This is a genomic window from Niastella sp. sgz303648 (assembly GCF_059587045.1).
This window is the reverse complement of the sequence record NZ_JCAPSW010000002.1, coordinates 228,947-254,181: the sequence shown is the minus strand read 5'-3', so window position 1 is coordinate 254,181 and position 25,235 is coordinate 228,947. Positions and strand designations below refer to the sequence as shown.

General features: G+C 35.0%; 20 protein-coding genes. 12 read left to right on the top strand and 8 right to left on the bottom strand.

The genetic code is table 11. From position 1 onward, the window contains the following. Positions 1–459 precede the first annotated feature (459 nt). The 5 genes from AC59IL_RS05720 to AC59IL_RS05700 all read right to left on the bottom strand — a co-directional run bounded on the left by AC59IL_RS05720 (position 460) and on the right by AC59IL_RS05700 (position 9,247). Complete coding sequence (locus AC59IL_RS05720) at positions 460–1,905, bottom strand: TlpA family protein disulfide reductase (protein ID WP_496551134.1); 1,446 nt, start codon at positions 1,903–1,905, stop codon at positions 460–462. Between the two features lie 36 nt (positions 1,906–1,941). Continuing rightward, positions 1,942–3,366, bottom strand: a complete 1,425-nt coding sequence (locus AC59IL_RS05715; RefSeq protein WP_496551133.1) for a RagB/SusD family nutrient uptake outer membrane protein — start codon at positions 3,364–3,366, stop codon at positions 1,942–1,944. Positions 3,367–3,376: 10 nt separating this feature from the next. After that, positions 3,377–6,754 carry a SusC/RagA family TonB-linked outer membrane protein gene (locus tag AC59IL_RS05710; protein ID WP_496551132.1) on the bottom strand — a complete coding sequence of 1,126 codons (3,378 nt, stop codon included), beginning with the start codon at positions 6,752–6,754 and terminating at the stop codon, positions 3,377–3,379. A 520-nt stretch (positions 6,755–7,274) separates the two neighbouring features. Further along, a complete protein-coding gene (locus AC59IL_RS05705) occupies positions 7,275–8,471 on the bottom strand; it encodes a FecR family protein (RefSeq protein WP_496551131.1) in 1,197 nt (398 codons plus the stop codon). Between the two features lie 176 nt (positions 8,472–8,647). Next, complete coding sequence (locus AC59IL_RS05700; protein WP_496551130.1) at positions 8,648–9,247, bottom strand: RNA polymerase sigma factor; 600 nt, start codon at positions 9,245–9,247, stop codon at positions 8,648–8,650. Positions 9,248–10,428: 1,181 nt separating this feature from the next. Here AC59IL_RS05700 and AC59IL_RS05695 point away from each other — a divergent pair. Further along, positions 10,429–10,641, top strand: coding sequence for a hypothetical protein (locus AC59IL_RS05695; RefSeq protein ID WP_496551129.1), 213 nt, complete (start codon positions 10,429–10,431; stop codon positions 10,639–10,641). Positions 10,642–10,837: 196 nt separating this feature from the next. Here the strand turns inward: AC59IL_RS05695 and AC59IL_RS05690 are convergent, their stop codons facing one another. Next, positions 10,838–11,191, bottom strand: a complete 354-nt coding sequence (locus tag AC59IL_RS05690; RefSeq protein WP_496551128.1) for a hypothetical protein — start codon at positions 11,189–11,191, stop codon at positions 10,838–10,840. Positions 11,192–12,013: 822 nt separating this feature from the next. On the opposite strand from AC59IL_RS05690, the gene AC59IL_RS05685 reads away from it, so the two are divergent. From AC59IL_RS05685 to AC59IL_RS05660, 6 genes are all read left to right on the top strand, one after another. Further along, the gene (locus tag AC59IL_RS05685) at positions 12,014–12,640 is read left to right on the top strand and encodes a FecR domain-containing protein (protein ID WP_496551127.1); all 627 of its coding nucleotides are present in this window, start codon (positions 12,014–12,016) and stop codon (positions 12,638–12,640) included. A 350-nt stretch (positions 12,641–12,990) separates the two neighbouring features. Continuing rightward, entirely contained in the window at positions 12,991–13,719 is a 729-nt protein-coding gene (locus AC59IL_RS05680) for a hypothetical protein (RefSeq protein WP_496551126.1), read from the top strand. Between the two features lie 108 nt (positions 13,720–13,827). Further along, a complete protein-coding gene (locus AC59IL_RS05675; RefSeq protein WP_496551125.1) occupies positions 13,828–14,253 on the top strand; it encodes a hypothetical protein in 426 nt (141 codons plus the stop codon). Then, positions 14,250–15,023: a hypothetical protein gene (locus AC59IL_RS05670; protein WP_496551124.1), complete on the top strand. Its 774-nt coding sequence runs from the start codon at positions 14,250–14,252 to the stop codon at positions 15,021–15,023. The genes AC59IL_RS05675 and AC59IL_RS05670 overlap by 4 nt, the downstream gene beginning before the upstream one ends. Before the next feature lie 490 nt (positions 15,024–15,513). Beyond that, positions 15,514–15,951: a hypothetical protein gene (locus tag AC59IL_RS05665; protein ID WP_496551123.1), complete on the top strand. Its 438-nt coding sequence runs from the start codon at positions 15,514–15,516 to the stop codon at positions 15,949–15,951. A gap of 155 nt (positions 15,952–16,106) precedes the next feature. Continuing rightward, the gene (locus AC59IL_RS05660) at positions 16,107–16,574 is read left to right on the top strand and encodes a hypothetical protein (protein WP_496551122.1); all 468 of its coding nucleotides are present in this window, start codon (positions 16,107–16,109) and stop codon (positions 16,572–16,574) included. A gap of 12 nt (positions 16,575–16,586) precedes the next feature. Here the strand turns inward: AC59IL_RS05660 and AC59IL_RS05655 are convergent, their stop codons facing one another. Then, positions 16,587–16,856: a hypothetical protein gene (locus tag AC59IL_RS05655; RefSeq protein WP_496551121.1), complete on the bottom strand. Its 270-nt coding sequence runs from the start codon at positions 16,854–16,856 to the stop codon at positions 16,587–16,589. 110 nt (positions 16,857–16,966) lie between these two features. Between AC59IL_RS05655 and AC59IL_RS05650 the strand changes: the two genes are divergently transcribed. The 5 genes from AC59IL_RS05650 (at position 16,967) to AC59IL_RS05630 (ending at position 22,625) form a co-directional block, all read left to right on the top strand. Beyond that, a complete protein-coding gene (locus tag AC59IL_RS05650; protein WP_496551120.1) occupies positions 16,967–17,581 on the top strand; it encodes a hypothetical protein in 615 nt (204 codons plus the stop codon). A 107-nt stretch (positions 17,582–17,688) separates the two neighbouring features. Next, complete coding sequence (locus AC59IL_RS05645; protein WP_496551119.1) at positions 17,689–18,324, top strand: hypothetical protein; 636 nt, start codon at positions 17,689–17,691, stop codon at positions 18,322–18,324. Between the two features lie 770 nt (positions 18,325–19,094). Continuing rightward, a complete protein-coding gene (locus tag AC59IL_RS05640; RefSeq protein ID WP_496551118.1) occupies positions 19,095–19,400 on the top strand; it encodes a hypothetical protein in 306 nt (101 codons plus the stop codon). Further along, positions 19,345–20,925 carry a recombinase family protein gene (locus AC59IL_RS05635; RefSeq protein WP_496551117.1) on the top strand — a complete coding sequence of 527 codons (1,581 nt, stop codon included), beginning with the start codon at positions 19,345–19,347 and terminating at the stop codon, positions 20,923–20,925. Before AC59IL_RS05640 ends, AC59IL_RS05635 begins: the two co-directional genes overlap by 56 nt. Positions 20,926–22,421: 1,496 nt before the next feature. After that, positions 22,422–22,625 carry a hypothetical protein gene (locus tag AC59IL_RS05630; RefSeq protein WP_496551116.1) on the top strand — a complete coding sequence of 68 codons (204 nt, stop codon included), beginning with the start codon at positions 22,422–22,424 and terminating at the stop codon, positions 22,623–22,625. Positions 22,626–22,767: 142 nt separating this feature from the next. On the opposite strand, the gene AC59IL_RS05625 is transcribed toward AC59IL_RS05630, so the two are convergent. Next, a complete protein-coding gene (locus AC59IL_RS05625; RefSeq protein ID WP_496551115.1) occupies positions 22,768–24,750 on the bottom strand; it encodes an AAA family ATPase in 1,983 nt (660 codons plus the stop codon). Positions 24,751–25,235 lie beyond the last annotated feature (485 nt).

Below are 25,235 nucleotides of genomic sequence, written 5' to 3'. Positions count from 1 at the left end.
ATAATAGCTCTTTAAGTATTGCTGATTAATTACATTGTATTCAGTTTGTTAAATTCATGAGCCAACTTCATTAACAAAGCCAGTAATGCACTTCTCAATTCAGCAATTTTTGCATTTCTTTTTTATATTGCTTTTTCGATTGTTCTATATTTCCATGCTCCTTCCATAATAACCACATTCATTTGACTATCAATCATAATTGAAAAAAACTACTTTACTGAAATGCGCTTGCTCTTACAGAACAGGTAACATCCAAATTTTGGATTTCCATCGATAAGCCCAAACCAGTATATGCTTTGCATACATCCACTTGTACCCATCAGACGTTATCTTCGAAAACTATGTCTGAGAACAAAACCGCAAGCTGGTACAGGTAAGATATAAATGTCCTGGATAAATTGTCTTATTGTTTGTACGTTTTACCATGATACAGAAATTTCATTTATTTATGCTCTCCTTTTATCTTATTGTATTCTTTGATAGGTTAGAGTTAGCATCTGAAAGTTCTAGTGGATAAAATTTAACATTATTATTCCCAATTTGCTTAATAACTATAACGCATTGTTCAACTTCTGATTCTACAAGCTGCAAATCATACTTTGCCAGCTCTTGTCGTACATCTTTCAAATTCGATAGATCACAACTTAATTCAAGATCTATTCTACCCGGATAATTTGTATTGTCAACTATATTCCTGTTTAGATACATTGCCCCTAATAAGCTAACAAAAGGTTTAAATTCATTATTGATAAGTTTCATTGAATAATAATTGTGCTCAAATAAAGATTGACCACCTTTACTCCGATACTTATCCTCTTTACTTGTTCTTTCAAGCGCGAGACATTTCACTTTCCTTTTTTCAAAAGTTCCAGTAATCCCAAAAATAGAACCAAAATATTCATTTAATTGCTGGGCCATCAGTTCATATTTTTTTTCAGGTTTCCAAGTGACCGGAATTTGAATTTCATAACAATAGCCATATCTCCTAAGCCATTCTTTAAATAATACAGCATTACCTTTTATTACACTCTTTGAAGCAAATTTTCCGTCAAGTATTAACAGAGAACTATCCTTTACCTCCCATATTATCCTTTCGGGAACACTAAGACTTACCTGATCATTTCCTGGTCCTACCATTTTATTTTGAAAAGCTTTAAGGTATAGAGAACTAATATCAAGATTTATTGCAGTAATTCTAGTAGGGCCATCTGTGCCTCCTAAAAAGCCATTGAAAAATCCCTCCCGATAGCTAGTCAAAGTTGAGGTAAACAATAACTCATCTGCACCCAATGTCACTGAATCTGCCAAGGTTCCCTGCCTACTATAAATTCTGGACATAGGAATAAATAGAGGCTTAGACAAATCTGTTAGCTTAAATGATTCAGACGATGTGAATGATCCTAGTTCTCCATTGAGTAATCGATTAATATTATTGGTTGTAAGATCATTAGTGCCTGAAGTTGCAATAACCTTACCATTTGAATCAATCCATACATAATATGGAACAGTGTTATGAAAAAAATAGTTTCGAAGGAGAGTATCACCAACGGCAGAACAGATTTTTAGACCTTTTATCTGCTCAATTTTATTTAGAACAGATAATACTTTTGATTTATCCTCATACGAAACTGACAAGATTTGAATCTTGTCACCATATTTTTTTTGAAGCGAATCAATATTCGTAAAACTTGCAACACATGGAGAACACCATGTTGCCCAAAAATCCAGTATCAACAACTTTCCTTTGAAATCCGATATTTTTGCATTCGGAGTTTTATAATTTACCATGTCTAAAGTAACATTGGGGCAAAAGTCGCCAACCTTAATTGGATTAATAACTTGAGCTATTGAACATATTTGACATAGCAGTAGAACGATTATTGGGAATAGCCACTTCGTATTCATACAATGAACTTTATATTTTTAAAAAACTTTGATTAATCAATTGTATCCAGGGTTTTGAAGCAAATTAGGATTCAAGTTTATCTCTGATTGGGGAATGGGAAATAATTTATCAGTGGGTTGATAGCCTGACTTAGTTGGGGCTAAAACACCATCAATAGAATTGTTGCGCTTTAAGTCTAACCAACGATGTCCCCATTCGGAAAAAAATTCAATGCGATTTTCTTGTATAAGCGCATCAAGCAAGGAATTCTTGTCGTTTGCTGTAGTATTTGCTAAACCTGCTCTCGTTCGGATAACATTTAAATTATCTTGGGCTTCACTAATTTTATTTAATTGAGTCTTTGCTTCAGCTCGTATTAAATACATTTCTGCAAATCGAAGCATCATTGTATATTCTGTCGAAGAACCAAGGCTTCTGGAAAAATCTCGTTTATATTTGTATGGAGTATAAAAATTTTGACCATTAAAAATATTTACCACTATCCAAGATGTTTTTCTATTGTCGCCGGCTTCAAACGCATTCAAAAGTGTATCGCTACAATAATAGCTAGTACTTATATCCCACAAAAAAATATTTCCTTCCTGAGCAGTTCTTGGAAATTGGTCCAAAGGTTTTAGCTGCCAAATAGCTTCGTTGCTTGTCTTTAAAAAAACATTATCAAGATTTGACTCAATGCTATATAATCCAGAATTTATTACACTTGTTGTTTTAGATTCAGCATTAGTCCAATCTTTTTGATATAAATAAACTCTTGCCAGTAAAGCAGAAGCAGCCCATTTATTAGGTTTAATTCTTTCTGACGTTGAATAATTTTCGCTTAGCAAGGTTTCGGCATCCTTAAGGTCATTTACGATTTGCGTATAGACCTTATTTACAGGAAAACTTTTCATTGTTGAGTTTGTTGTCCAGTCAGACGTAGTTGGCATTGGTATATCTCCATATAAATTTGCCAGATAAAAAAATATGAATGCGCGAAGAAATTTGCATTCACCGCTTAGCTGGTTTCGAACAAGAGTAGATACATTTCCCTTACTTAGCCCTTCTAAAGATGCATTTATTATATATAGATAGGAATATGCGTTTTGCCATAAGGTTGTATTATAGGAATTATCCTTTAAAATTGAATTGTGTTGAAATTGTTCTAAACTCGCGTCATTGTTAAATGGGTATAGTTCGTCGGCCGTCATACCGGATAAAATAGTAATGCTACTATTAGCAAAAGCAAGATTATATCGGCCATTACCATATGACATCTTACTATAGATTCCATTTATAGCAGAAATCGCACTATTATCATCTGAAAAAACTGTTTCGGAAGTTGTATTGCTTAATGGTGGATCAACCTCAACGAGTTTATTGCAAGAGAAAAAAAATATTATAACAACTAAAGAAGCAATAGAAGCTCGACTCAGAGAGACTTTATTCTGAATTATATAGATAACCATTTTAATAATTTTCATAACTAAAAATTTATAGGGTTATTTGAATTCCTCCAACAATGGTTCTCAATGGAGGCATCCCACCGAAATTTTGAGATTCAGGATCTATTCCTTTATAATTAGTAATTAAAAAAAGGTTTTGCCCATTTATAAAAACACGGCTGCTTTTTAATTTTGCCTTCATTGAAAGTGATTCCGGTAAAGTATACGTAATGGATAAATTTTGCAAGCGAATAAAAGAAGCATCTGTAAACGCTGCATCTGAACTCCAATATTGACTATAACTTGGGTCATTAAACGGCATCGTTGTAACCTTTGCAAACTCAGCCTTATCACCAGGTTTTTTCCAATGATTCAAGACTTCAATTGGCATATTTTGTCTATCACCAGGGTTGAGCCCTATGACAAAAGGATTGTAACCCTTTTGTTTGACAATATTGAAAAAGGCACTTAATGTAATCCCCTTCCAGGAAAGTTCAGTACCGATTCCCCCATTAAATTTTGGATCATTAGTAAGAACATAGCGATCATCCTCAGTACCGTAATTCGTACTAATAACACCGTCTTTATTTTTGTCTTCAAAAGTATATAGGCCGGATTGTGGATCAACTCCTGTAAAATGTAATGCTCTTATAATATTGAGCGGTTTACCTATTAGATAGTAATTGGCATATGGGGATTGTTCAAGATTTGGAAACTCTAAAAGTTTATTTCGGTTTCTGCCAGTATTAAAAGTCAGTGACCACCTAAAATATTTATGTTCGAAAACTTTTGCAACAATATTTATTTCCCACCCAGTATTTTGAATTGAGGCAGGAGAATTGTTCACTACCGATGACATGCCGGAAACATAGGAAATTGGAGAATAAATTAACTGATTATTGCAACGATTTCGGTAAACTGCAACATTCATAAGAATTCTATTTGAGAGCAATCCGATATCTATTCCTCCCTCCAATTTTTTGTTTGTTTGCCAATGGTAATTAGGGTTTACCAAATTAGAAGGAATTAATGCAGAATTGCCATTATATGGGTATGTTCCTCCCCATTGACTTAAATATGCGTAATCACCAACGCCATCACTTCCTGTAATTCCATAGCTACCTCTAATTTTTCCAAAACTTAAAAAATGTATCTTTTCAAGAAAAGATTCTTCTGAAAATATCCATGCGGCTCCAACAGCACCAAAATTTCCATAGCGATTATTAGGCCCAAATCTTGAAGATCCGTCCCTTCTTCCGCTGATATTGAGAAGATATTTGTCTTTTAAATTGTAATTAATTCGACCGAAAAAGGCCGCATAACGATAATCTGCTAAATTATCATATGGTATATTAATTGATGAGGCAGCAGACAAGGAGCCCATCAATGAGTTATTTGAAAAACCCGTCGCGTTTATCATATAACCATGTGATGTGTTATGTTGAATAGTTGCTCCAATAAGAATACTCAACTTCCCCTTTCCAATTAAATTATTATATCTAATCTGCGGCTCTATTATCCAATTTTTAACAGTATTATTTCCAAATTGTGTTGAACTTTCAGGACTGTTCTGAGGATTGTAAGCTTTGTCAGGAAAAAAATACACTTGATTTACATTAGTCTCTGTATAGCCAAATGAACTACTCAAAAAAAGATTTCTACTTATATCATAATTTAATAACAAATTACTAATGAGGTTTCCAGTCTTAGAAGAATATGGTTTGAGCAAATTCCCAAATGGAAAGGAGTTTTGTACTGGGGCCCAACCATTCCAATTTAAATTTCCAATAGAATCATAAATTGATGGAGCGTTAGGAGATAAAGTAATGTTGTCGCTTATATTGATTAGGTTGATCTTTCCAAACGAGTAATTAGTAGTGAAATTTGCATGGAGTTTTGAGCTAAACTTTTGATTTAAATTGAATTGAAAAGAGCCTCTTTCATTGGCGCCACTTATTGTTTGAATGTCTGTAGATCTATCGTAACCAACACCAAAGTAAACTTGAGTTTCATTATTGCCGCCAGAGATATTTAAATGAGCATTTGTCATGCGTCCGGTTCCACCAAATAATAAATCTTGCCAATCAGTATATCTATTTTGATCCCATACAGTGAGATCAGGAGCATTGAACGATTGTGGAGTTATATTGTCATTTAGAAAAGCTTCTTTACGTAATGTTAGATATTGTTCGGTATTTAGCATTTTCCACTTTCGGGTCAATTTACTAAAACCATTATCAACATTAGCTGTTATTTGGGCTTTTCCAGATTTGCCTTTTTTCGTTGTTATTAGAATTACTCCATTAGCTGCACGACTTCCATAAATTGCGGTAGCATCCGCATCCTTTAAAACCTCAATACTTTCAATTGTACTTGGGTCTATACTAAATAAAGGGCTTTGTCCGTTCGCAGGGCCAGTCAGGTTATTCAGAAGAAAAGATGATCCTTTAACACCAAATACATTTGGTCCGCCAACAGTAAAGGGAACACCATCTACAACATACAAAGGATCAGTAGGAACTGTCGGGTCTAAAATATTTCTTCCCCTAAGTGTTACTACTGGTGGTGTGCTCGCAAATCCACTTGTTTGAGTTATGATTAATCCTGGAACTTTTCCTTGTAACGCAAGTAATGGATTTAATACCGGTTGCCTATTTATTTCCTCTGAGGTTACTTTTGCAATATTTCCCGTGTTAAATCGCTGAGTGGTTTGTCCATAAGCCTGCATCACTACCTGGTCTAATTGGCTCACAGCTGGTTCCATTACTAATGTTAAGGCAATAAACTCACTTACTTTAATGCTTCGAGGTGAAAAACCAGTATAGGTAATTACAATAATGTCGTCAAGGTTTACATCATGCAATACAAAGTTCCCATTCGCATCAGTGGTAGTGCCTTTGCCAGTTCTTTTATTAACTATATTAGCTGATGCTAATGGTTCTCCATCCTTCGTAACTACTCTTCCTTTTACATCACCATTGTTAATTGGAGTTGGCTGTGCCTGCTCAATATTTAATATTTCCTTACGCTTAACAAAAATGGTATTTTGTACAATTTTGTATTCGTAGGGTTGGTTTTTAAAGCAAAGTGTAAGAGTTTGCTCAATAGTGGTTTTGCTAACAGATATTGTAACTGGTTTTGCATTTTGCAACACCCCATTTTCATAAAAGAAATTAAACTTTGTTTGCTTTTCAATTTCTTTCAACACTTTATCAAGTGGTGCGTTTTGCACATTGATTGTTACGGTTTGCGAGTAAGTTTTGGCACTTACTTGTAAACAGGCAGTGAATAATAGGATAGCTGTCAGTTTCATCGCCAAAATAATTGTTTTGTTGCTGTGCAACAGTGTTTTGGTTAATACCCCCCATAGTTTAAGGGGTTTGTAATCCCGGTAAATACGGAATTTACAAAGAGCACTTAAATACATACCTTTGCATTGTTTGGGTTAAAAAATAGCAGTCTCCAGATTGTTGCAATTAACCTAAATACTTACCGTTCCGGCTTCCATCCGGAGCGGTTTTTTTATGCGGTTAATCGTTTATAAAAAAGTATAAACTCCTTTAAATGGTTAATCAGGATTGATGGATGTTACTTTGGCTTTCGGCAGGCAGGTTCGTAGTGGTTAATGGTGGGATGAAGGCCTAATGATCAAACTCAATCATAGGAAGCCCTCGTTAGACTGTTAATGAGTTTTAAATTCATTAACTAAGGTGTTTTTATATCGTAGTTGGCTTGTGTCTTCAAAGGGAACGCCCTCTTGCCACCAGACACAGTGAAGTGTAAGGATAGGGCGAACCCAAGAATTTTAAATAACGCATTGTCTCCCTAACCTTCCACTTTAGAAAGCCCTTCGCCTTTCGACGAAGGCTATCTAAAACTCTTTGTGAGTAGCATTACGTTGAATGCTATCGAACAGCACATGAGAAAAAGACTATGTTCACACGGGTTTAGGGAAGAACAATTATTTTTCTGCCATCAATTTTAAAATGAACTCCTACATACTCTATACCTGTCAGCAATTCCGATGCTTTTAAATTACGGGACATTCTGCCGGTAAAATATTTATCAGGTAGATTTCCCTCGTAGCTTATATCCACATCATACCAACGGCTTATTGTTCGCATCACTGTTTTAAGATCGGCGTTATTAAATTGGAACAGCCCATTTTTCCATGCTGTCGCTTCATCAACATCAGCATTCTTATTAATTGTGATATCAGAGACATTATCGTTATTGGCGGCAAGAGCCTGTTGGCCTGGTTTCAGCATAACAGCCTTTGTTCCACTTGAAATCTTAACTGCTCCTTCAATTAATGTCGTTTCTATTTCCTCTTCATCGTCATAGGCCATGATATTGAAATGGGTTCCCAATACCTGCACCTTCATGTCGTTTTTCAATTTTACAATAAAAGGCATTATTGGATTTTTGGCCACTTCAAAATATGCCTCCCCTGCAATTAACTCAACTACGCGGTCAGTACCTGAAAATGCGGTTGGAAAGCGAAGGGATGATGCCGCATTCATTGTTATTTTACTTCCGTCCGCCAAAATCAATTGATATTGGCCCCCTCGTGGAGTAGAAACAGTGTTGTAATAAATGTCAGCCTTAACACCACTTGAATTATACTTCAGTTCTCCATCAGAAGTTTTCAATATGTCAGTGCTGCCCTGTTTTGCCAGATTACCATCAGCTGCGTTATCTAAAATGATATGTTGGCCGTTCGCAAGTGTGAGAATGGCCTTATTCCCTCCAGGCTGTAAATCGGCCCGGACCGGCTGTATAGTTTTATTAGTATCGGCCACATCTGTTTTACGGTTTCGGCCGATAAACCAGTAGGCGCCCAACGCAGCAATCAAAATAACAGCAGCCGCGTATTTCAGAGAAGATCGGAAGGAGATCACTTTGCCTTTTTGCAACAAAGGAGATCCAGCCACCACATTACTCCACATGGCTTTTTCATCCACGGCATATAGATAATCCAGGCTTTTATTAAGCTTGTCTTTATCAATCAATTCATTAAAAAAAGTCCGGTTCTCTTCTGATTGCTCCAGGTACTCATTCAACTCAATAACTTCGCCTTCAGATAGTTCACCTTTCAGGTGCTTAAATGCAAGCTCAGATACTCTATGAAGCTGTTTATTCATCAACTTATAATTAGGATTAAAGAGGACGAAGCCATAGACTTATACCCCTTACCATTCACAAGACGAATGACTGGTGCCTTTCATCTAAAAGGATAACAAAAAAATAATAATTTTTTTTGGTCAAAATATTTTCTAAGAATTGAAAAGGGTGATTTTTGGGAAAACCAGGTTAGGAATTATTGCTTTTTAAAAATAATTGTCAGGAGAATGGAAATTGCAGCTGACAAAGCATATTCATTGTCCTTTAGTATTGCAATACGCAAAAGTTTTAAACCTCTTGCTTTCTGGTTACGAACAGTACTCACAGAAACTTTCAAGTGTGTGGCAATTTCTTCATAGCTGAATCCTTTCAATGCAAGTTTAAAAACATTTCGGCATTGCTTTGGCAGCTTTTCTATCGACGTGTAAACAAGTTCTACCAATTCAGCTTCTATCTCCTTTCTTATTACATAGTTCTCATCGTTCTCCAATAAATACAGCATTTCCTTATGAATAGAAGTATGTCGTTGAACTTTCTTTAATGCATCTAAACATGAATTTCGTGTTATACGATAAAGAAAAAATTTTAAATTCTCAATGTTTTCAAACTGTTGGTTGGATTGAAAAAGTTTGATGAAGCTATCCGTGCAAATATCCTGTGCTTCTTGGATATTCCCTACCATTTTGTTGGCCAGGGTAAAAATGGAGGGATATAACTCTTTGTAGACGATATAAAATGCCTTTTCATTGCCTTTGTTGAATAGGGCGATTAAATTATATCCCGGATTTTGTTTCATCGAAGTCTCAGTCTCTTAATTTATATATTATGCACAAAGAAAATAACAAAAGATTTGAAAGGATAAAGGCGCAGAGTAAAACGAGGATAAAAGTTTCAGAATTTTAAACCAGAAGCTGATTTACAGGTGATTATTTACTCAATTTATGAAATTAAGCCCATTTAACCTGTAATAAATTTCTATATTATTTACCTGCTGAGTATTGCAAAAGAAGGGAAGCAGCAAAAGCTGAAAAGCAATCAATCCAAATTTGCACTATATGCGCTACCAAACAAAGCAATAACCTGTACCGAAAATATAAAAAAGACCGTCTTTCTAAAACAATTGAAATGAAAAAATTATTATTGATCCAAAATTTATCCTGCTCCAAGGAATACAAAAGGGAGAGAAAAAACTTCTATTCAGTATTTTATATGTAATAATCGGCTATTAAATGTTTTTTATCCACAATTGAGATTTATTGAAAGTTTTATACAAGAAAAGGGGAAAGTTTGAAAATTACTTGCGGGTTAATTAATTATCTAAATGATTCTTCTAATTTTCTTAAATGTTATTGTAGAGAAAATATGAATCTGTACATTTGAACTGCCACCAGACACGGATAATCTCACCTTTCGTGATTTCCGTAATAACAACCACACAGTGAGTTTCCCGTTAATTATTAGCTTGATTGCTTTGACAATCAAGCCAGCATTTTTCCTGTTTTAAATTTACCAGTTAATAATTTTTTGTCTTATCCTTTTTAAAATAGAGTCAAGTTTAGTAAATCACTTAAAAAAAGTGTTTTTATAAGAACATCAATGTAGCCCATCAAAAGAGTACCTCCAGATGTCTGTTGTTTTTGAGATTAACAACAACAGCGAGGGCGAAATTTTGTTATAAGCTAAACCTCTCGATCTTTTTTAAGATTGGGGCTTTTTACCATTGCCATTAAGGCTGTTTACCTACAATGAAGCCCGTTTTGCTCCGATATCCTGCATTCTTTTGTGCCAGGTTGGCAAAAAAGAATGAGTTATATGTGATGCAGCACAGGCTTGGGTAATGCAAATTGCCCAAGTCAGCCGTGGTATTTCAATATCAGGACCTGTCTATTGAATAGTAATGGAAATTGAACAATTGCCAAAGAAAAGCTATATAGTCTTACTCTTTTTGGGCTTTGGTTTCTTTTCCATATACTGACCATGAAAAAGTTTGAGCATGAGATCTTCACCGACACCAAAATAGTGGGCAATGCTATAGATTTCCCGCAATCGAAAATCTTGCGGCCTGCTCAACTTTTTTTTAAACCGGGCATTGTTAGTCCCGAGATGTTTGGCAACAGGCGTATGTGGGACAATTTCAAACACATCAATGATACGCTTGAAATTGCCCGACTCAATCAATTCCTTATATGATTTTGCCCTTCGGGACTTAGCCATTTTCCAAAGAAAATGAAAAGCGTTAAAAAGTATTGATATGCATACATATTTTACCTTAAAAGGTACATTTAGTATCTTAAAAGAGACGTTTTGTAATTAAAAAGATACAAATTGTACTTTTTTAAGTATTGAAAGGATTGGCTACAGCTTATGGGTTAAAAAGTTCTTTGAATTATTTTTTGATCTTTTCTTCGACGAGTTCATTGTACTTTTCAAGTAAGTTAAAGTATTTATCCTTCCATTGGTCGCGCTCCCGAATAGCCTGCTCTTTTGTAACACTATCTTTAGGAGTTGTGAAGGATACATATTTAACCATATCAGGGAAGTGATCTGTAAAGTCGTATTCTAATATTCTGCCGTAAATTTCCAGGATGTCATATGGAAGTTGAGCATTGTTAATATGTAAATAATAGGTTGAGCGGCTATACCCTGCCCGCTTAACGATCTCCGAAACAGTTAGATCACTTCGTTTGACCACGGCTTCTAATACTTCGCCACGGTGAATATTTTTGTTCTTGGTTTTCAATAGGATGTAAAGTAATGGACAGAATTGTACAATTTATTAGACAAATAGTGTACATATTTGTCTATTTTTGTATATAATTGTGCATAAATGTATGAAATCCGAGTTGCGAATGTAATTGGGAAGGGACATATTGGGGGACTTATTGATTTCATACCTTTGCGAACGCTAAAATAATTTAAGCTTTCGCTTTGATTCTCGTCTTAGAAAAGGGCAAATTTTCAGGTACACGAGATGATAAGTGAAGAGCCCATGCCCTTTTGGCGTGGGTTCTCTCTTATGCGTGTACGGGCCTGCCCGGCCTCTAAGACCGTAAGAAGAGACCTACGCCATTTTTTTTGCTGCAAGTCGATCAACTTCTTACACGGCCAAATCTCCTGAACCACAAAATTGTGAGTAAATATTGCATAGATTTCCACTGCCAATTCGGCCGGGAAATTCAATGCTCAATTAATAAGCAGGTTTAATAGTGATAAAGCTTTTAAACCACATTCGGGCATGTCTATACCTGAATCCTTTTTAAACTAACTCATACCACAAACCATATTAAACCATGATCTACGCAAAGTGTAACCTGCTTGCAGGAATGCTATTTTTTTGCTCTGCCTGTAAGGAAAGTAAAAGCGCTAAACCTGAACAACTGAGTACGCCTAAGGGTAAAAACTCTTCTTATTTTTTACAAAGAATCATTCACGTGAATCTTGCAGATGAACACAAATTCATAACTGCTGTCAGATATTCGGTTCCATCAAAAGAAGTAAAAGATTCCATGACTTTGAACTGGACTATTGTAGGGGGGAAGACCCTAAAAGTAATTTCTATGCTTTGCAGGTTGAAAAAGGAGAACAATATAACCTTAAATTACCAGGAAGTGGTCAGGCATTTATAAATGCAGGGTCAATGTTCTTTATAAAAAGCCCTTTCAAAGACAAGTATTACATAATTTTTGGAAAACTATGGTTTAATTCAGAAAAAGAACCAGCGACAGTTAAAATTCATAAGCATATAATTAGGGTAAAAGCCAATACGAAAATTATAGTAGAAGATTATCCGAGCGAACCGTTGATTAAGATATCATTAATCAGCGGTAGTGCTGAAGTAGTAACGGCGTTGGAAACGTTTGTATTGAACAGTGGTGATCAACTTTTGATTAATAAATCGACTGGCAATACTGGTCGAAAAATTATTACAGCAGATGAAGCAGCATGGACAACTGGCTGGCTGTGTTTCAATAACGCTAAAAAGGATGAAGTTCTTCGGGAAATCGACAGACTGTATAACGTAACTGTAATATTTTGTAAACCGCCAATTGGTACGGCAACTGTACACATAAATTATCGGGATAAAAGTTTGGTAGAAATATTGAACCAATTGGAAAAAGAGTTTCCCGTTCTTGATATATTATTTAGAAATAAGGATACCATTGTGGTAGGACGAAAACCAGGTTATTAACTACACGCTCGCTCGTTCAGCAATTTCTAATCCTACAAATAAAGTTCCTTGAACACGATATATTTTAAACAACCGCTGCAGGACATACAAGAATCTAAATTGTTTCTCGCATGTAAAAAGAACGCTTTTCGATCTATTGTTGCGTATATGGATATTGTAATAAAAAAGTATGGGCATTTACCGGCAGAAGTGCAAGAAGAGCTTCGCAAAGACATGGAAAACTTCGAACAATTATACGGTATAAATAGTATTAGATACAAAAGAGCTTTTGGGAAAGCAAAAGTCCTAATCAGAATTAAAACCAATCATTAAATAACTCCAAACTGCAATGATCAAAAAGTTCTATCCGAATGCGTCAAAGAATTAATCTGATACGACATAAAAAAAGTTTTATTAGAGACTTGCTGAACTATTCATATGTATTTATGGGATTTGCATGTACAAAAAGAAAGGAGTTCGAATTTGGAAGGGCTGTAAATATGCCTCTGAATTTTGCATATAGCAATCAACCTGATGAATATGTAAGTAAAATATTTACAGACTATCCGAAAGGCATATTAAATGATGAGCTTTTCAGTTTATTATTTTATGGTATAATGGAAGCTTCTATTTCTTTTCGGAGTAATGTTAAAAGTAAAACTTTTAAAAAAGACTTGCTTGAACTAATAAATCTTTGTAAGTATCTATATAGCTTGAAAAAAATTGTGCAGAAGCAAATTGTAATACATGATAGAGTTCTCGCTTACCATTTTGTTGAAGTATGTGACATAGAGTCTAATTCTGTAAAATTGAAAACAACTCCAAATGTGGATTTGTTTCAAAAACCTTTTTTGCCGGCAATTAGGAAATCTCAGATTGCAAAAGATTTTTCCAAATATCTAAATACGTTAGAAAATAACTCCATGAACCGATTTGATCAAATTATATTGGAATCTCGGTTTAATGATTTTTTAAAGAAGAGCTTAACCTTTCCTTATGATTTAAATACAAACAAATTTACTCATGTTGGATTTTCTTATCGAAAGCAAAACTTTGATTTAGAAGCACCAACTCAATTCACAATAATTTCTCGAAGATGAAATATATAGGATTCTACTGCAGAACCACAACCTGGCCGATTGGATGGATAGAATATAAATGTATTCAACAATATTAACTGATTTCCTTAACTCAAAACTCAAATTGCCATGAGAATTATCGTTTTTATGTTTTTTTGTTTGTGTTTTTTGTCGTGCAGGCATGACAACCGAATGGTTAAGCCTGATACAGCAGAACAGGTAGTTGAAAATTACAGACAACAATTGCAAACATGTATAGATAGCTTAAAAAGAGAACTACAAGCAGATTCTGTCATACAGGAGTTTGAATTTGTTGGTTATGATGATAAGCATTTATACACCTATAATTATCGAGTAAATATATTAGGCGACAAGTTTTCAGATGTGCAACCTTTACGCATTGAAGCAATTGTAAATAGTATTAAAGAACGATTACGCAATTTAATATTAGGTGTCCGTAATGTTGAAAATATAACTTTATCAATTCACGCAAATAATTGCGTGTCGAAATTTACCTATAACCGTAACGACAATTTTAAAACAAAGCAACAATGAAAAATATAATAACTACCGTTTTAACTGTTCTTATTTCGGCTTGTGGCTTCATCGGTGTAACGTATTGGAAAGATATGCATGAGGAAAAGAAAGATACCCAAGAAAGCATTGATTACATTGCCGCTGTTATTAAGAACAAATTTGCGTCGAAGCAAGTAAAGGGTGAAATTGTAAAAGATACCATTCAATTTTTCATGGCTACAAATGAAATTAATCCCGTAGAAATGGGCGCAGATAGTATGTTTCGAATTTCTGAGTATAGCCTTGAATATACCCGTGGAATTATTCCGAAAGAGTTTTTAGAACACTGTGCTTTTAAGTTTCATTTTTTAGCGTTGGATTCTATGAGTAGTGCCTGTATGGATTATAAGTTAAGAGGTGAGCCGTCCGAAAATCCGCTCTTTATTCAGACTAAAATGAATAAATATTCTGACAGTGCAAAAAAGTATTGCGATTCGCTTACTATTACGTTGGGCGCTTCTGAATCTGTTTCATTTGAGTGCCGGAGAAAATGGTACGATGAAAACAAGAAACGTGTTTGTGCGATCACTGATTTGAAAGTAGTCTTGCCTTACTCAGTATGCAGCGATACGGCGCAAACCTTTGCAACTAAAATAAGTAAAGATTTTTGCAGGTCAGTTTTGCGAGATACTGCGTATTATACTCATATAGAGTTGCATATTCATGAGAATACCTCAGTAGAACAGGTTAAAAAAAATGAGACTCCTGAAGCTACACAGGTGTTCGACTTTGCTACGAAAGCATTGTAAAATTCAAGTACAAATTTCAATTTCCATGTTATGTTAAGATTTTTAATATGTGCGATACTGACATTATTTATCGTTAATATATACGGCCAGAGAAGCACAATGAATAAAAAAGATAGATTGTATCTATTAAAAAAGATAGATGAAAATTTTGAGTGGCTTTATAAAATGAGCCCTGATTCAATTGGTTCCCGATTCAAGGAAACAGATATATTTCTTATGACAGATGAATTTCCCATATACATTAGGACGAAAGGTACTGATAAAAAAATGGTTGAAGCCTTAAGCAAAGATTTTGTTGATTTTGTTGCAGTGATATACTGCAAGTTTTTACGCGAATTTCCCCAATTCAAAAAAGTACATATTAAAATTAATTCGGTCGAAAAATTTTATTTTTTTGAGGACAATAAATTTTCCTATTACGATGATTTGAAAAAAAAGAAAAAGTCGTATACTTTGAATTGTCAACTTTAATACAAATAATAAATAGCATATGAAACAAATTATTGCTTTTATTTTTTTCCTGATGTTTTTTTTTGTTGGTTACAGCCAATTACGAACATTGAAAGATCCCAATGACTGCGAGTTCTTGGAACGACGATTAATAGAAGTCGTACACATTATTAAAAAAGATCAGTATAACGTTCCATATGAAAAACATGGAAATGATTTTGCCGTTAAAATGAACTTTTTTCTGATTGATCATAACCGATTGAAGAAAGACTTGTATGATGGTGGGCATGTTATTGCATGGACATTTTACAATCAAGCGCTGAAATATTTTCCGGAATTTGAAACGATGACAATAAAATCAAAATCAAAAAACAATAAAGAGATTGCTATAACTTATCATTTTCTTCCTGATTCGTGCATTGGATATTATAACGAGTTTACGAAAAAGTTAGTGGTACGATCGTTTGCAATGAATTAGCCAGAAGCTGCCCTGGTTTTCATGGTTACAGTATGTTACTGATTAATTTTACACAAATGGCTGTTCCTTTTCGGTAGAGAACTCGCCATTGCTTTATTTGAGAGAGAACCAAGTCCTCAATTCATCCGCCTTAGTTTTTCAATAAATTTTGTCCTATGGTAAAATTGGGGAATAAATTATTAAAGAAGGTAAAAGAATTTTTTATCAATAAAGAGATGCACCAATTATTTTTAAAATTCAGTGATGGCGAAGTAAGTGAGTTGGAACAAAAGAAAATACGCAAATGGGTAAATGCTTACCAGGACAGAAAGTTAGCTTTTGAAGAATTAAAAATGGCGATGGAGTTTCAAAAGCAATTAGCCAATGCTCAGGAAAAAGATACAAAAGCAATACTGAAAGATTTGAAAGAAACATTTCCTGATCGTTTGTCAGGTATTTCAGATGAAATACCTGTGTTTATATTAATTCGGATTTTAAAAGGCAGTATAATTCAACTGATTTTGGATTTGTGTTATACAGTAGTTTATGGCAATAAATGGATCAGGGTTGTATCGTTAATGATAAAGTTGGGTATTGTTGTTTTAATTGTACTCATTATCCTAAAAATTCTTCACATCTATTAATGCAATAGAGGTTTATGTTAGCAAATCGCTGGTACGGCCTTGAATTTTTTGGGTTAATGATTCTTTCTCTTTTTTGTCCGAGTCTGAATTACAAGTGGATAGCATGGGTGAATCTAAGTAATCATGGTACTTATTTTCATTTCTTATGCCAATTATTTTATGGCATGTGCTGGAGTGAATTATTTCCGCCAAGAAAACAACAAAACTCCTGCTATTGAAAATCAAAATAGGATAGTTGAGTATAACTGCCTTGATTCTTTTCCCTATTTTTTTCTTTCTCAACTGGGAATGGTTTTATCATTGGCTAATCAGTAAGAAATTTTGATTTTTAACTAATCAAATGCACGCATTTAGGGATTATGAACAACATCCACTCTTACGAAAAAAATTTAATGGATCGTTATCAAAACGGGTCCGATGAAGCACATAAGGAAATTTGCAGACTATTCAAAGTACCGGTAGACCTAATTGTTTCTTACGTCCGTTTTAGAGACAAGTCTAAATCAGAGGTGGAATGGAATGAAAAAATACAGGAGTTTTTTAGTGAAATAGAGAACCGGCTAAAAGTTTATAACGATTCTTATCAGAGTCTTTATGATATCCGTCACCAATACTCCCACAACTTAATTTTCTTTTTAAACACTGTTTCGGATGAAAATACTCGACTTGTCGCCAGGGATTTAGTCGAATCTTTCAATTCATTATATTCTCTGATTGAATCATTACCAACTGAAGAATGCGTTTGCGCTCGCTTCAGGCTATCTACTATTCCAGTTAGAGAGGCAGCGAAAAAACTGGCTATGGATGACCCGCAATTTGTGGGAACAGAGATTGAGACAATACATAAACTGAAAAATAACATTTCATCAAAAAGCCTAAAAAATGCTTTTAATTTATTTCTAAAGCATAAAGAAATAGTCGAAATAGCTGAAAAGAAAATAATACAAATGGACTCTTTTTTAATAGAATTGGATAAATATGCGAGGTCAGTTTTGGAAGACTGCTAAAACACATTTCCTTTTTTGTTTGATATAAATCTGCCATTAGAATTTAAGAGTGATATTTTTCGTATAAAAAGTAACAATAAAACACTCTGAGCCAAAAAATTAATTATATGGAAGCCATTTCTCAATACCAGGAAGAATTATTACATCAGTATAATAACGGTTCAGTTGAAGCAAGAACAGAAATTATCGAACTTTATAAAATACCTGTAAAATTTATTTTGCATTTGTTTTTTCAAATAGTCGATTGCTACTCAAATGAGGATCAACAAAAAAAACTCGATGCTTTTTTTGTGGAGATCGAAAGCAAGTTAAAAACGAAATGTTTGGAGATTGCCGACTTCAGGCAAGTCAGGGTAGAATTTATACACCAATTGAAATATGTGATTGAAACCATGAAAAAGGAAAAAAAAGAATTTATCGAAAGGGTTTTTGAGGCCTTTATCTCTTTAAATGAAAAGATTGAAGGTTTGCCGTCAGAACAACAACTGATTGTTCGCTTTGTACATTCGACTTTCACTTTTCAGGAGATATCAAAAAAGTTCAATTTGAACGAGACGAGGCTTTGTGAAATTCAATATGATGCAATAAACGCTTTGCACGATAATTTTACTGAAGTCCAAAAACAATTATTTAACTACTTCCAACAATATCGAAATAAAGAAATTGGACCTAAAGCCAAAAAGCTTGAAAATACTTTGCTGATAAACAATATTAGAAAATATGCCAGTTCTGTGCTTAAGTAAAGCAGGTTTAAGCATTCACAATTAATCCGCAATAATTTCCATGAATTGGAGTGAATCCGTAATTGCTCCTTAACAGTGGCAGCATCGCTTCAAGGTTCCTTGCGAAAATGGAGGTATTTAACCATACTGGTCAGTTTTCACTTTTTACCACCTAAATTTTAGCCTTTTTCTTCCATTATTACCTATTTCTGCTTTATTTCAACCTCACATTGGTTACATGGCATATATTGTCATATAAAAAGTACTTTATGACAAAAGGGAAATTAAGGATTGCGTTACCATATGGATATTATTCTTATTGATTTTGTAAAAAAAGAAACCTCCAGTTGTATTGATAATCAATAAGTTGTAAATTGAAAAAGAATATTACAATGTTAATCGAATTAAAGAAAGCGTTGGAATATCTAAGGGTACTGCTGCTGATGCAAGAGACCGTTTTTCTAACCAACAAAATTGTATTAAAAAATTCGCAACGGATAATGGTTTTACAATCATGGAAACGCGTGCAGATAATCGATAAGGTATGACTTATGACTTTCATTGGTTAGATGAATATTTTAGTAATTCTCATCCTGAAAACAAATATTGGTTTCCTCATTCGACAGAATTAGCCGTAACATATCAGAAATCAAACTTGCAAAATCTTTAAAAGAAAAGTATGGGGTAGCGATTATTTCCGCAACAGAGCCTGATGTTGATATATCAAATTTGAATCATTATAGTGAAATAAAGTTCCTAAACGATCTCTATATAAAAAATAATTTCTTTCTATGAAAACTAAAATTGCTCATACCTCAAAAAACAGCCAAAAAACAGATGATCTTTTTTCGAATAAAATAAGTTTAGAGACACTTCGAAAAATTTGGAATGATGCGAACCATAGTTATACAAATGAAGAATTGACAAAGGTTCGTGAATGGTTGTATTCGGTTGCTACGATGGTTATATCGGTAAGTAAAAGAATAGAAAAAGAACATTGTGATCATCAAACAAAAATTATTACCCTAAACACAAACCTTCATGAAACGACGCAGAGCGATACTGTATATCCGTGTGAGTACAGACGAGCAAGCTAATGGTAATAGTTTGCCTTATCAGGAAGAAAGACTTCGCAAATACTGTGAACTTAACAATATTGAGGTTGTCATTCTATTTAGCGAAGATCATTCAGCAAAGAATTTTGACAGACCCGCATTTAAGAAACTATTGACTTTTGTAAAAAGCAATAAAAACGAAGTTGATTTACTGATCTTCCTCAAATGGGATAGGTTTAGCCGTAATGTGGCTGATGCCTATGCGATGATCAATCAGCTTAATCGCTTGGGCGTAGAACCCCAGGCTATTGAACAACCACTTGACTTAAAGATTCCTGAACATAAGTTCATGTTGGCCATTTACCTGGCTGCCCCTGAAGTGGAGAATGACAGGCGTTCGATGAATATCGCTGACGGAATTTATAAGGCCATGAAAAGCGGGCGATGGATGGGGCCTATACCAAAGGGTTATAAACGTGGCTGGAATGACGAAAAAAAGCCCATTATTATACCATCCGAGCAGGCACCATTAATTAGATGGCTATTTGAGCAGTTAACAACAGGACTTTATCATATAGATCATTTGCGGATGCTCGCCTATAAAAAAGGTCTTAAAATTAAACGAACTGCTTTTTTTGACCTATTCCGAAATTTGGCCTACATTGCCAAAATTCGTGTGCCTGCCTATAAGGTTGATACAGAAATGATTGTGGATGCGAAACATGAACCCATTATACCTGAAAAGCTATTTTATGAGGTTCAAGATTTGTTGGATGGAAATAAAAAGAAAAAGAACAGGCCATCCAAACATGGCCAAAGGGAGGAACTACCATTGCGGGGGGCATTGACTTGTAGAAGATGCGGAAGTAGAATTACAGGAAGCGCATCAAAAGGTAACGGCGGCAGGTACTTTTATTATCATTGCAGGAATCGTTGTAAAGAGAGGTTTTTGGCTATGGAAGCGAATGCTGCATTCTGTGGACAGCTCACTAAAACAGCGAACAGTGAAAAGCTATTAATGTCATTAGATTTAATTCTAAAAGATGCCAATAAAGCGAATGGCCGAGATAAAACTGCCGAGCTTATTAAATTGCAGCAAGAGTTGGAAACTCAAAAAAATCGCCTTGAAAACGCTCAATTACTTATGTTGGATGGAGGATTAGACAGAACTGAATATGGTAGTATAAAAAGCCGACTTGAGCCAGAAATAAAAAGGTTGGAAAGACAGATTGCATCTTTACAGGAACCAGACCCTGAAGAAAATAAAATTATACAGCATGGATTTTTCTTCTTGCGCCACCTTAATGTATTATTTGATTTAGCTACTATGGAGGAAAAAGCCATGTTTCTTGGTTCGACATTTCCGGCTAAGTTATATATAGATGAAAATGGGCTATGTCGAACCAATTCAGACGACCCTATTACCCAGGCAATATTCAGTCCTGATGCGGGTTTCAAGCAAATAAAAAACGGCAGCGAGGCTTTTTTTTCGCTGCCGTCCGGTGGAGTGGGAACAACCGGGGATATGTCGAACTTTTTTATCAGTGATTTGAAACGATTTGCATAGCCATTAATTGATTTTTAATACAATGGCGCTGGTTTACATAGGGTATTTAATTACCTTTTCTGCCCTGCCATCGCCGAGGTCCACGATCAGGATATGTAGGTAGCTTTTCCCGTGTCATTAATACCGTCCACTTTCCTTTTAAGAGGAAAGCGGACGGGTATAATTAATTACTGAGTTTTCGGTTGCATTTGACATCAACATACAGCGGCAGAATACGTCATGGGGTTGGTTTGCTTTTTTTGGAGCGGAGGAAGTTATGCTTTCTGTTATCATATTCCATACTTTTATTTAGCGGTATTACGTTTTCAGCTTCTGCCGCCTGATTCCGGTAATAATAAGGCGTCGTTATTTCGACCAACCGGTACAGGAAATCCCATATCACAAGAAACTCCCCATCGGTATATTTTAATCCATCCCGATTCATATATGCCCTGCATTATTCCAGCGGTATCATCGGTCTTGATAATAGAACATCGTTGTTAGAAATGCGGTCTGAGCTGATTGTTTAGTTTTGTTTTTGTGTTTTATTTCGAAAGGCTCTAATTTGCAAAATGTTGACTATCAATGCAAATAGTTTTATTCGATAATGAGTAAGGCAGCTTTCAAGGTTTAGTTTCCTTCTTTGACTATAGCCGATTTAAAAGTTCCGCCAGCTTTACGTAATACCGGAACCGCTGCTTGAGATCATTTGCATTGAGATGCCAAAAATACAACAAGTATATCCACACGAGTGAGATAATTATAATTACACGAATGGATTATTTTCAATATACAGTTAACTGATTCATACAATAGGAATCTACCGTATGTACTATTACTACCAACTATACCTTCTGGAAAAATGGGCGAAACTGTTTGCGTTTTGATCGGGGATTGATTGGGATTGATTGAAAAAAATTAAAATTGGCAGGAAACGGTCTTTCCGCTTTACCGTTAAACGGAACCGGATGGATTCACTATGTTCATGCTCCTTAGTGGTAAACGTTAATTTTTCAGTGAGCAGGATGATATTCGCCGGAATATTGAATAATAAACAACGTTTTGCAGTTGGTATCTAACCTGTCGCTATTGTGTCAATCAATTTAGAATGCGCCTACTCGTATGGTTTCTCCTCCTGTTTTACCGTAAAAGAATTTTTTACGGTAACAGCTTGGTTACCATTTCTAGGTCTTATCTAAATACACCCGAAAAGGCAAAGCGTAGTCATTGGTGCCCCGTTTGTATCTCATGATGATAGTCAAACTGTCTCCATGTGTATAGCATGATGCAGGTATGGGTAAGTAATCGTGCAACCGTGAATACGCAATGATGGCTGTGACACACTGCAATTATTATAGGAGCTGTCCTAATGGGCGGCTTTTGTTTTCTGAAAGAAAAGTAAAAGTCTATGGGAATTTGTTACAATTTTTTTTGACGCAAAGTGAGGTGTACAGCAAAGAGAAAACCAGGGCCACCATGACCTGCTGTTTTACAAAATAGTATTCGGCAGGTGGTTTATGTGGCTGGCAATAATGTTTTTCCTTTCCCTTACATACGAATGGATTATTCATCGGGAAGACAATAACAAACAGATGATCATGGAAGCCTGGAAAAATGAAAAGATCATAAAAGCCTGGGATTATTTGTATAGCCAGGATAATAAATCCCTACACCGGCTTATGGATAGTGCTTTGAAAAAATCTGATGTTCCATCTAAATAGCTCGAAATAATAGCTTGGCAAATAAATTCGGGAGGCAGCGCTTCCCGAATTATATTATTGAGAAGCGGGGCGTACTGCGCCCCACATCAAAATGGCTGTAAAAAAATGCCGGTGATAACAGCTGCAACGAGGTAAAAAGGCGTCAAAAAAGTTTATTTATTTCATCAAATAGATTTTGAAAATTTGCCAGTGTTTGTGAGTTGAAATAGCTTTCATTCACACCCATCTGCGAGAGCTTAATAGCAGGGCTATAATGGTTAAAACGATCAACAGACAAAGCTTGGTTAATTTGAATAACAATTGGCCCAATCGAAGGATTCAGATCAGACATGTTAAGTTTTTTAAATTTAGCACTTAATGCTTCATTGAAAATCTTCAGATAATCTTCCTTTACAAAAAGATCTTCTATATCTGCTTGTGTACTGCCGGAAACAAATTCATGGAAAAATCGAATATGCTGGGATTTGATAATCTTGCTTTTGATCAGATCATCCAGCCGTGCCTTTCCTTTTGAATCCATGAATGTATCTAACAGACAAACCAAGTGCAATTTATTACCTCGCATTAGAGAGATAAAGGAAGCAACTTTATCCAGTCCACCTACCGGAACAATCGTTATGCCTTCCTTGAGTCCAATTCTACCCATTGACTGCAATAGGGTGGAAAAATACGTCAGATACAGCAAATCCGCAGGCCCCTCCACCAGCAAATTATTTTTCGAAATGAAAAGATTCTGCGCAATATCATATCCTAATGCGGCCTGTAAGGGAAACAGAGTATTGGGATCTTTTTCTTGAATAGTTTCAGAAACAACCGATCCGCCGGAAGTTTCTACTACCGTGCGCACTCTGTTCAGATGGGAGCTATCAATCATGAACGGTGAATGTGTACTGTAAATTACCTGATATTCTTGGCTCAAATCCTCGAGAAAAACTAACAAATCATTCTGGGCCAACGCATGAAGATTTAATCCTGGCTCATCAAAAAGTAAAATGTAATTATTATCTGGATCATTTTTTACTTTATTGAACCAAACCACAAATGAAAAAAACCAATTAAACCCCTTACTGCGCCTTTCCAGTGGTAATGTGATCTTGTGAGTAGTATTCTTTATCCGTATATCGAGAACAATTTCCGCTGTAGTTTCAGTATAAGCTTCTTTATGAGCATGATTTTCATTCCCGGGATAACTCGGATGATATACTTTATTCTCCTTTTTTGTTTCTATAATAATTTTATCAATCTTGAATTCAATTTCTAAATTTTCATTCCCCTTCCAATACTTAAACATTTGTTCCGATATTTCGTTGGACGCTGCCTCTAACTGAGCGGTAAAATTTTCAAAATCGTTAGCCCCCAACAGGTCATCAATGTTAATCCCGGCAATGTCCAGTAATGCTTCAACCATTTTTGCTCGCTCAGGGCCATATTTACCAGCCTTGTAATCATTGAAATTAATACGACCATCAAGTTGGTAATAATCATCAAAGTACCAGAACTTAGGTACATGTGGCTCGATGTATGTATTATAAATATAGCCACTAAGCTGGTCTGTCCATTTGGTTGCTTTCATTATGGCTGTCAGAAATTTCGTCAATTCAGGTCCCTCACCTTCTGGAAGTTGAACCGCAGTAAGTTCATTGAAGCTTTTTGCTGATTGAATAGATTGTAAAGCCTCTTCACCAATCTCGTGTTTATATTTTTCTATTAGATGGTATAGGAATGATTTAAAATTATGCGTAAAAGCACTTACATAGTTTTGATTACTTTTCCATTGTCTGTAAATTTCAAAAGTAGTTTGTGTAAAACAGTTAGGGCCTAATTCTTGATTGATTTCATCAGTGAGCTCTTGCCCTATTAAATATTTAGCCCGAATAATATCCGTATCATCTTTGCTTTTCTGGAATTGTATTAATTCCTTACGTGGATAATCTTGTGTTAGTTCGAACTTAAATTTAATATCCTTTGGATTAAAGTATTTAAGTTTTGCCATTGCTTCCAGTAATACTGTTTTTCCGGCCTCATTCATACCTACTAGCACTGTAATGTCATCTTCAATCTTAATGGTTTGCGGCGACTGAAAACTTTTGTATTTATTAATTGTAACTTCTATAAGTTTAATCATGAAATAATTGATTTAGGAAAGTGATCTACTAAATACTTTCTATCAGAAAGATAAACTCCTAATATAACGAAATTTCAAATTAAATTCTCTGAAAATAATTTATTTCATTGCTTGAATTGTCTATGGCCAACGGTTACTACCACTGCCAGCTATCCCGGAAGTGGAAATTGGTCAATTTCAATATAATAAATGAGTTTTTAAACGCCGTTGCCGGAGTTGCTTCCAGCAACATAACTACTCAGTGAATCGGCAAAGCTTTTTTTCCCTTTGCTTCGGCTTCGTGTGATAACAACATCCAGCGGCGGAAAATATAAAAAAATTTTCATCGCAAATGGGGCCCGGCTAATCATGTGTTTTAAATACATTTCGTGGCTTAATAGAGTTTCGTCTCCAACTAAACCGATTTTGTTCTTCCTCCAAAACCTTTTATTTTAGCTCCAAACTTAAAAGGAGTCCGGTGTTAAAGTCAATTTATCAAACCATGC

Excerpts from the sequence above, each read along its gene's own strand:
- AC59IL_RS05665 (WP_496551123.1), top strand. The coding sequence starts at position 15,514 with ATGAAACAAATTATTGCTTTTATTTTTTTCCTGATGTTTTTTTTTGTT.
- AC59IL_RS05635 (WP_496551117.1), top strand. The coding sequence starts at position 19,345 with ATGAAACGACGCAGAGCGATACTGTATATCCGTGTGAGTACAGACGAG.
- AC59IL_RS05645 (WP_496551119.1), top strand. The coding sequence starts at position 17,689 with ATGGAAGCCATTTCTCAATACCAGGAAGAATTATTACATCAGTATAAT.
- AC59IL_RS05710 (WP_496551132.1), bottom strand. The coding sequence starts at position 6,754 with ATGTATTTAAGTGCTCTTTGTAAATTCCGTATTTACCGGGATTACAAA.
- AC59IL_RS05670 (WP_496551124.1), top strand. The coding sequence starts at position 14,250 with ATGAAAAATATAATAACTACCGTTTTAACTGTTCTTATTTCGGCTTGT.
- AC59IL_RS05700 (WP_496551130.1), bottom strand. The coding sequence starts at position 9,247 with ATGAAACAAAATCCGGGATATAATTTAATCGCCCTATTCAACAAAGGC.
- AC59IL_RS05720 (WP_496551134.1), bottom strand. The coding sequence starts at position 1,905 with ATGAATACGAAGTGGCTATTCCCAATAATCGTTCTACTGCTATGTCAA.
- AC59IL_RS05650 (WP_496551120.1), top strand. The coding sequence starts at position 16,967 with ATGGATCGTTATCAAAACGGGTCCGATGAAGCACATAAGGAAATTTGC.
- AC59IL_RS05675 (WP_496551125.1), top strand. The coding sequence starts at position 13,828 with ATGAGAATTATCGTTTTTATGTTTTTTTGTTTGTGTTTTTTGTCGTGC.
- AC59IL_RS05715 (WP_496551133.1), bottom strand. The coding sequence starts at position 3,366 with ATGAAAATTATTAAAATGGTTATCTATATAATTCAGAATAAAGTCTCT.
- AC59IL_RS05660 (WP_496551122.1), top strand. The coding sequence starts at position 16,107 with ATGGTAAAATTGGGGAATAAATTATTAAAGAAGGTAAAAGAATTTTTT.
- AC59IL_RS05705 (WP_496551131.1), bottom strand. The coding sequence starts at position 8,471 with ATGAATAAACAGCTTCATAGAGTATCTGAGCTTGCATTTAAGCACCTG.
- AC59IL_RS05625 (WP_496551115.1), bottom strand. The coding sequence starts at position 24,750 with ATGATTAAACTTATAGAAGTTACAATTAATAAATACAAAAGTTTTCAG.
- AC59IL_RS05680 (WP_496551126.1), top strand. The coding sequence starts at position 12,991 with ATGCGTCAAAGAATTAATCTGATACGACATAAAAAAAGTTTTATTAGA.
- AC59IL_RS05695 (WP_496551129.1), top strand. The coding sequence starts at position 10,429 with ATGAAAAAGTTTGAGCATGAGATCTTCACCGACACCAAAATAGTGGGC.
- AC59IL_RS05640 (WP_496551118.1), top strand. The coding sequence starts at position 19,095 with ATGAAAACTAAAATTGCTCATACCTCAAAAAACAGCCAAAAAACAGAT.
- AC59IL_RS05630 (WP_496551116.1), top strand. The coding sequence starts at position 22,422 with ATGTGGCTGGCAATAATGTTTTTCCTTTCCCTTACATACGAATGGATT.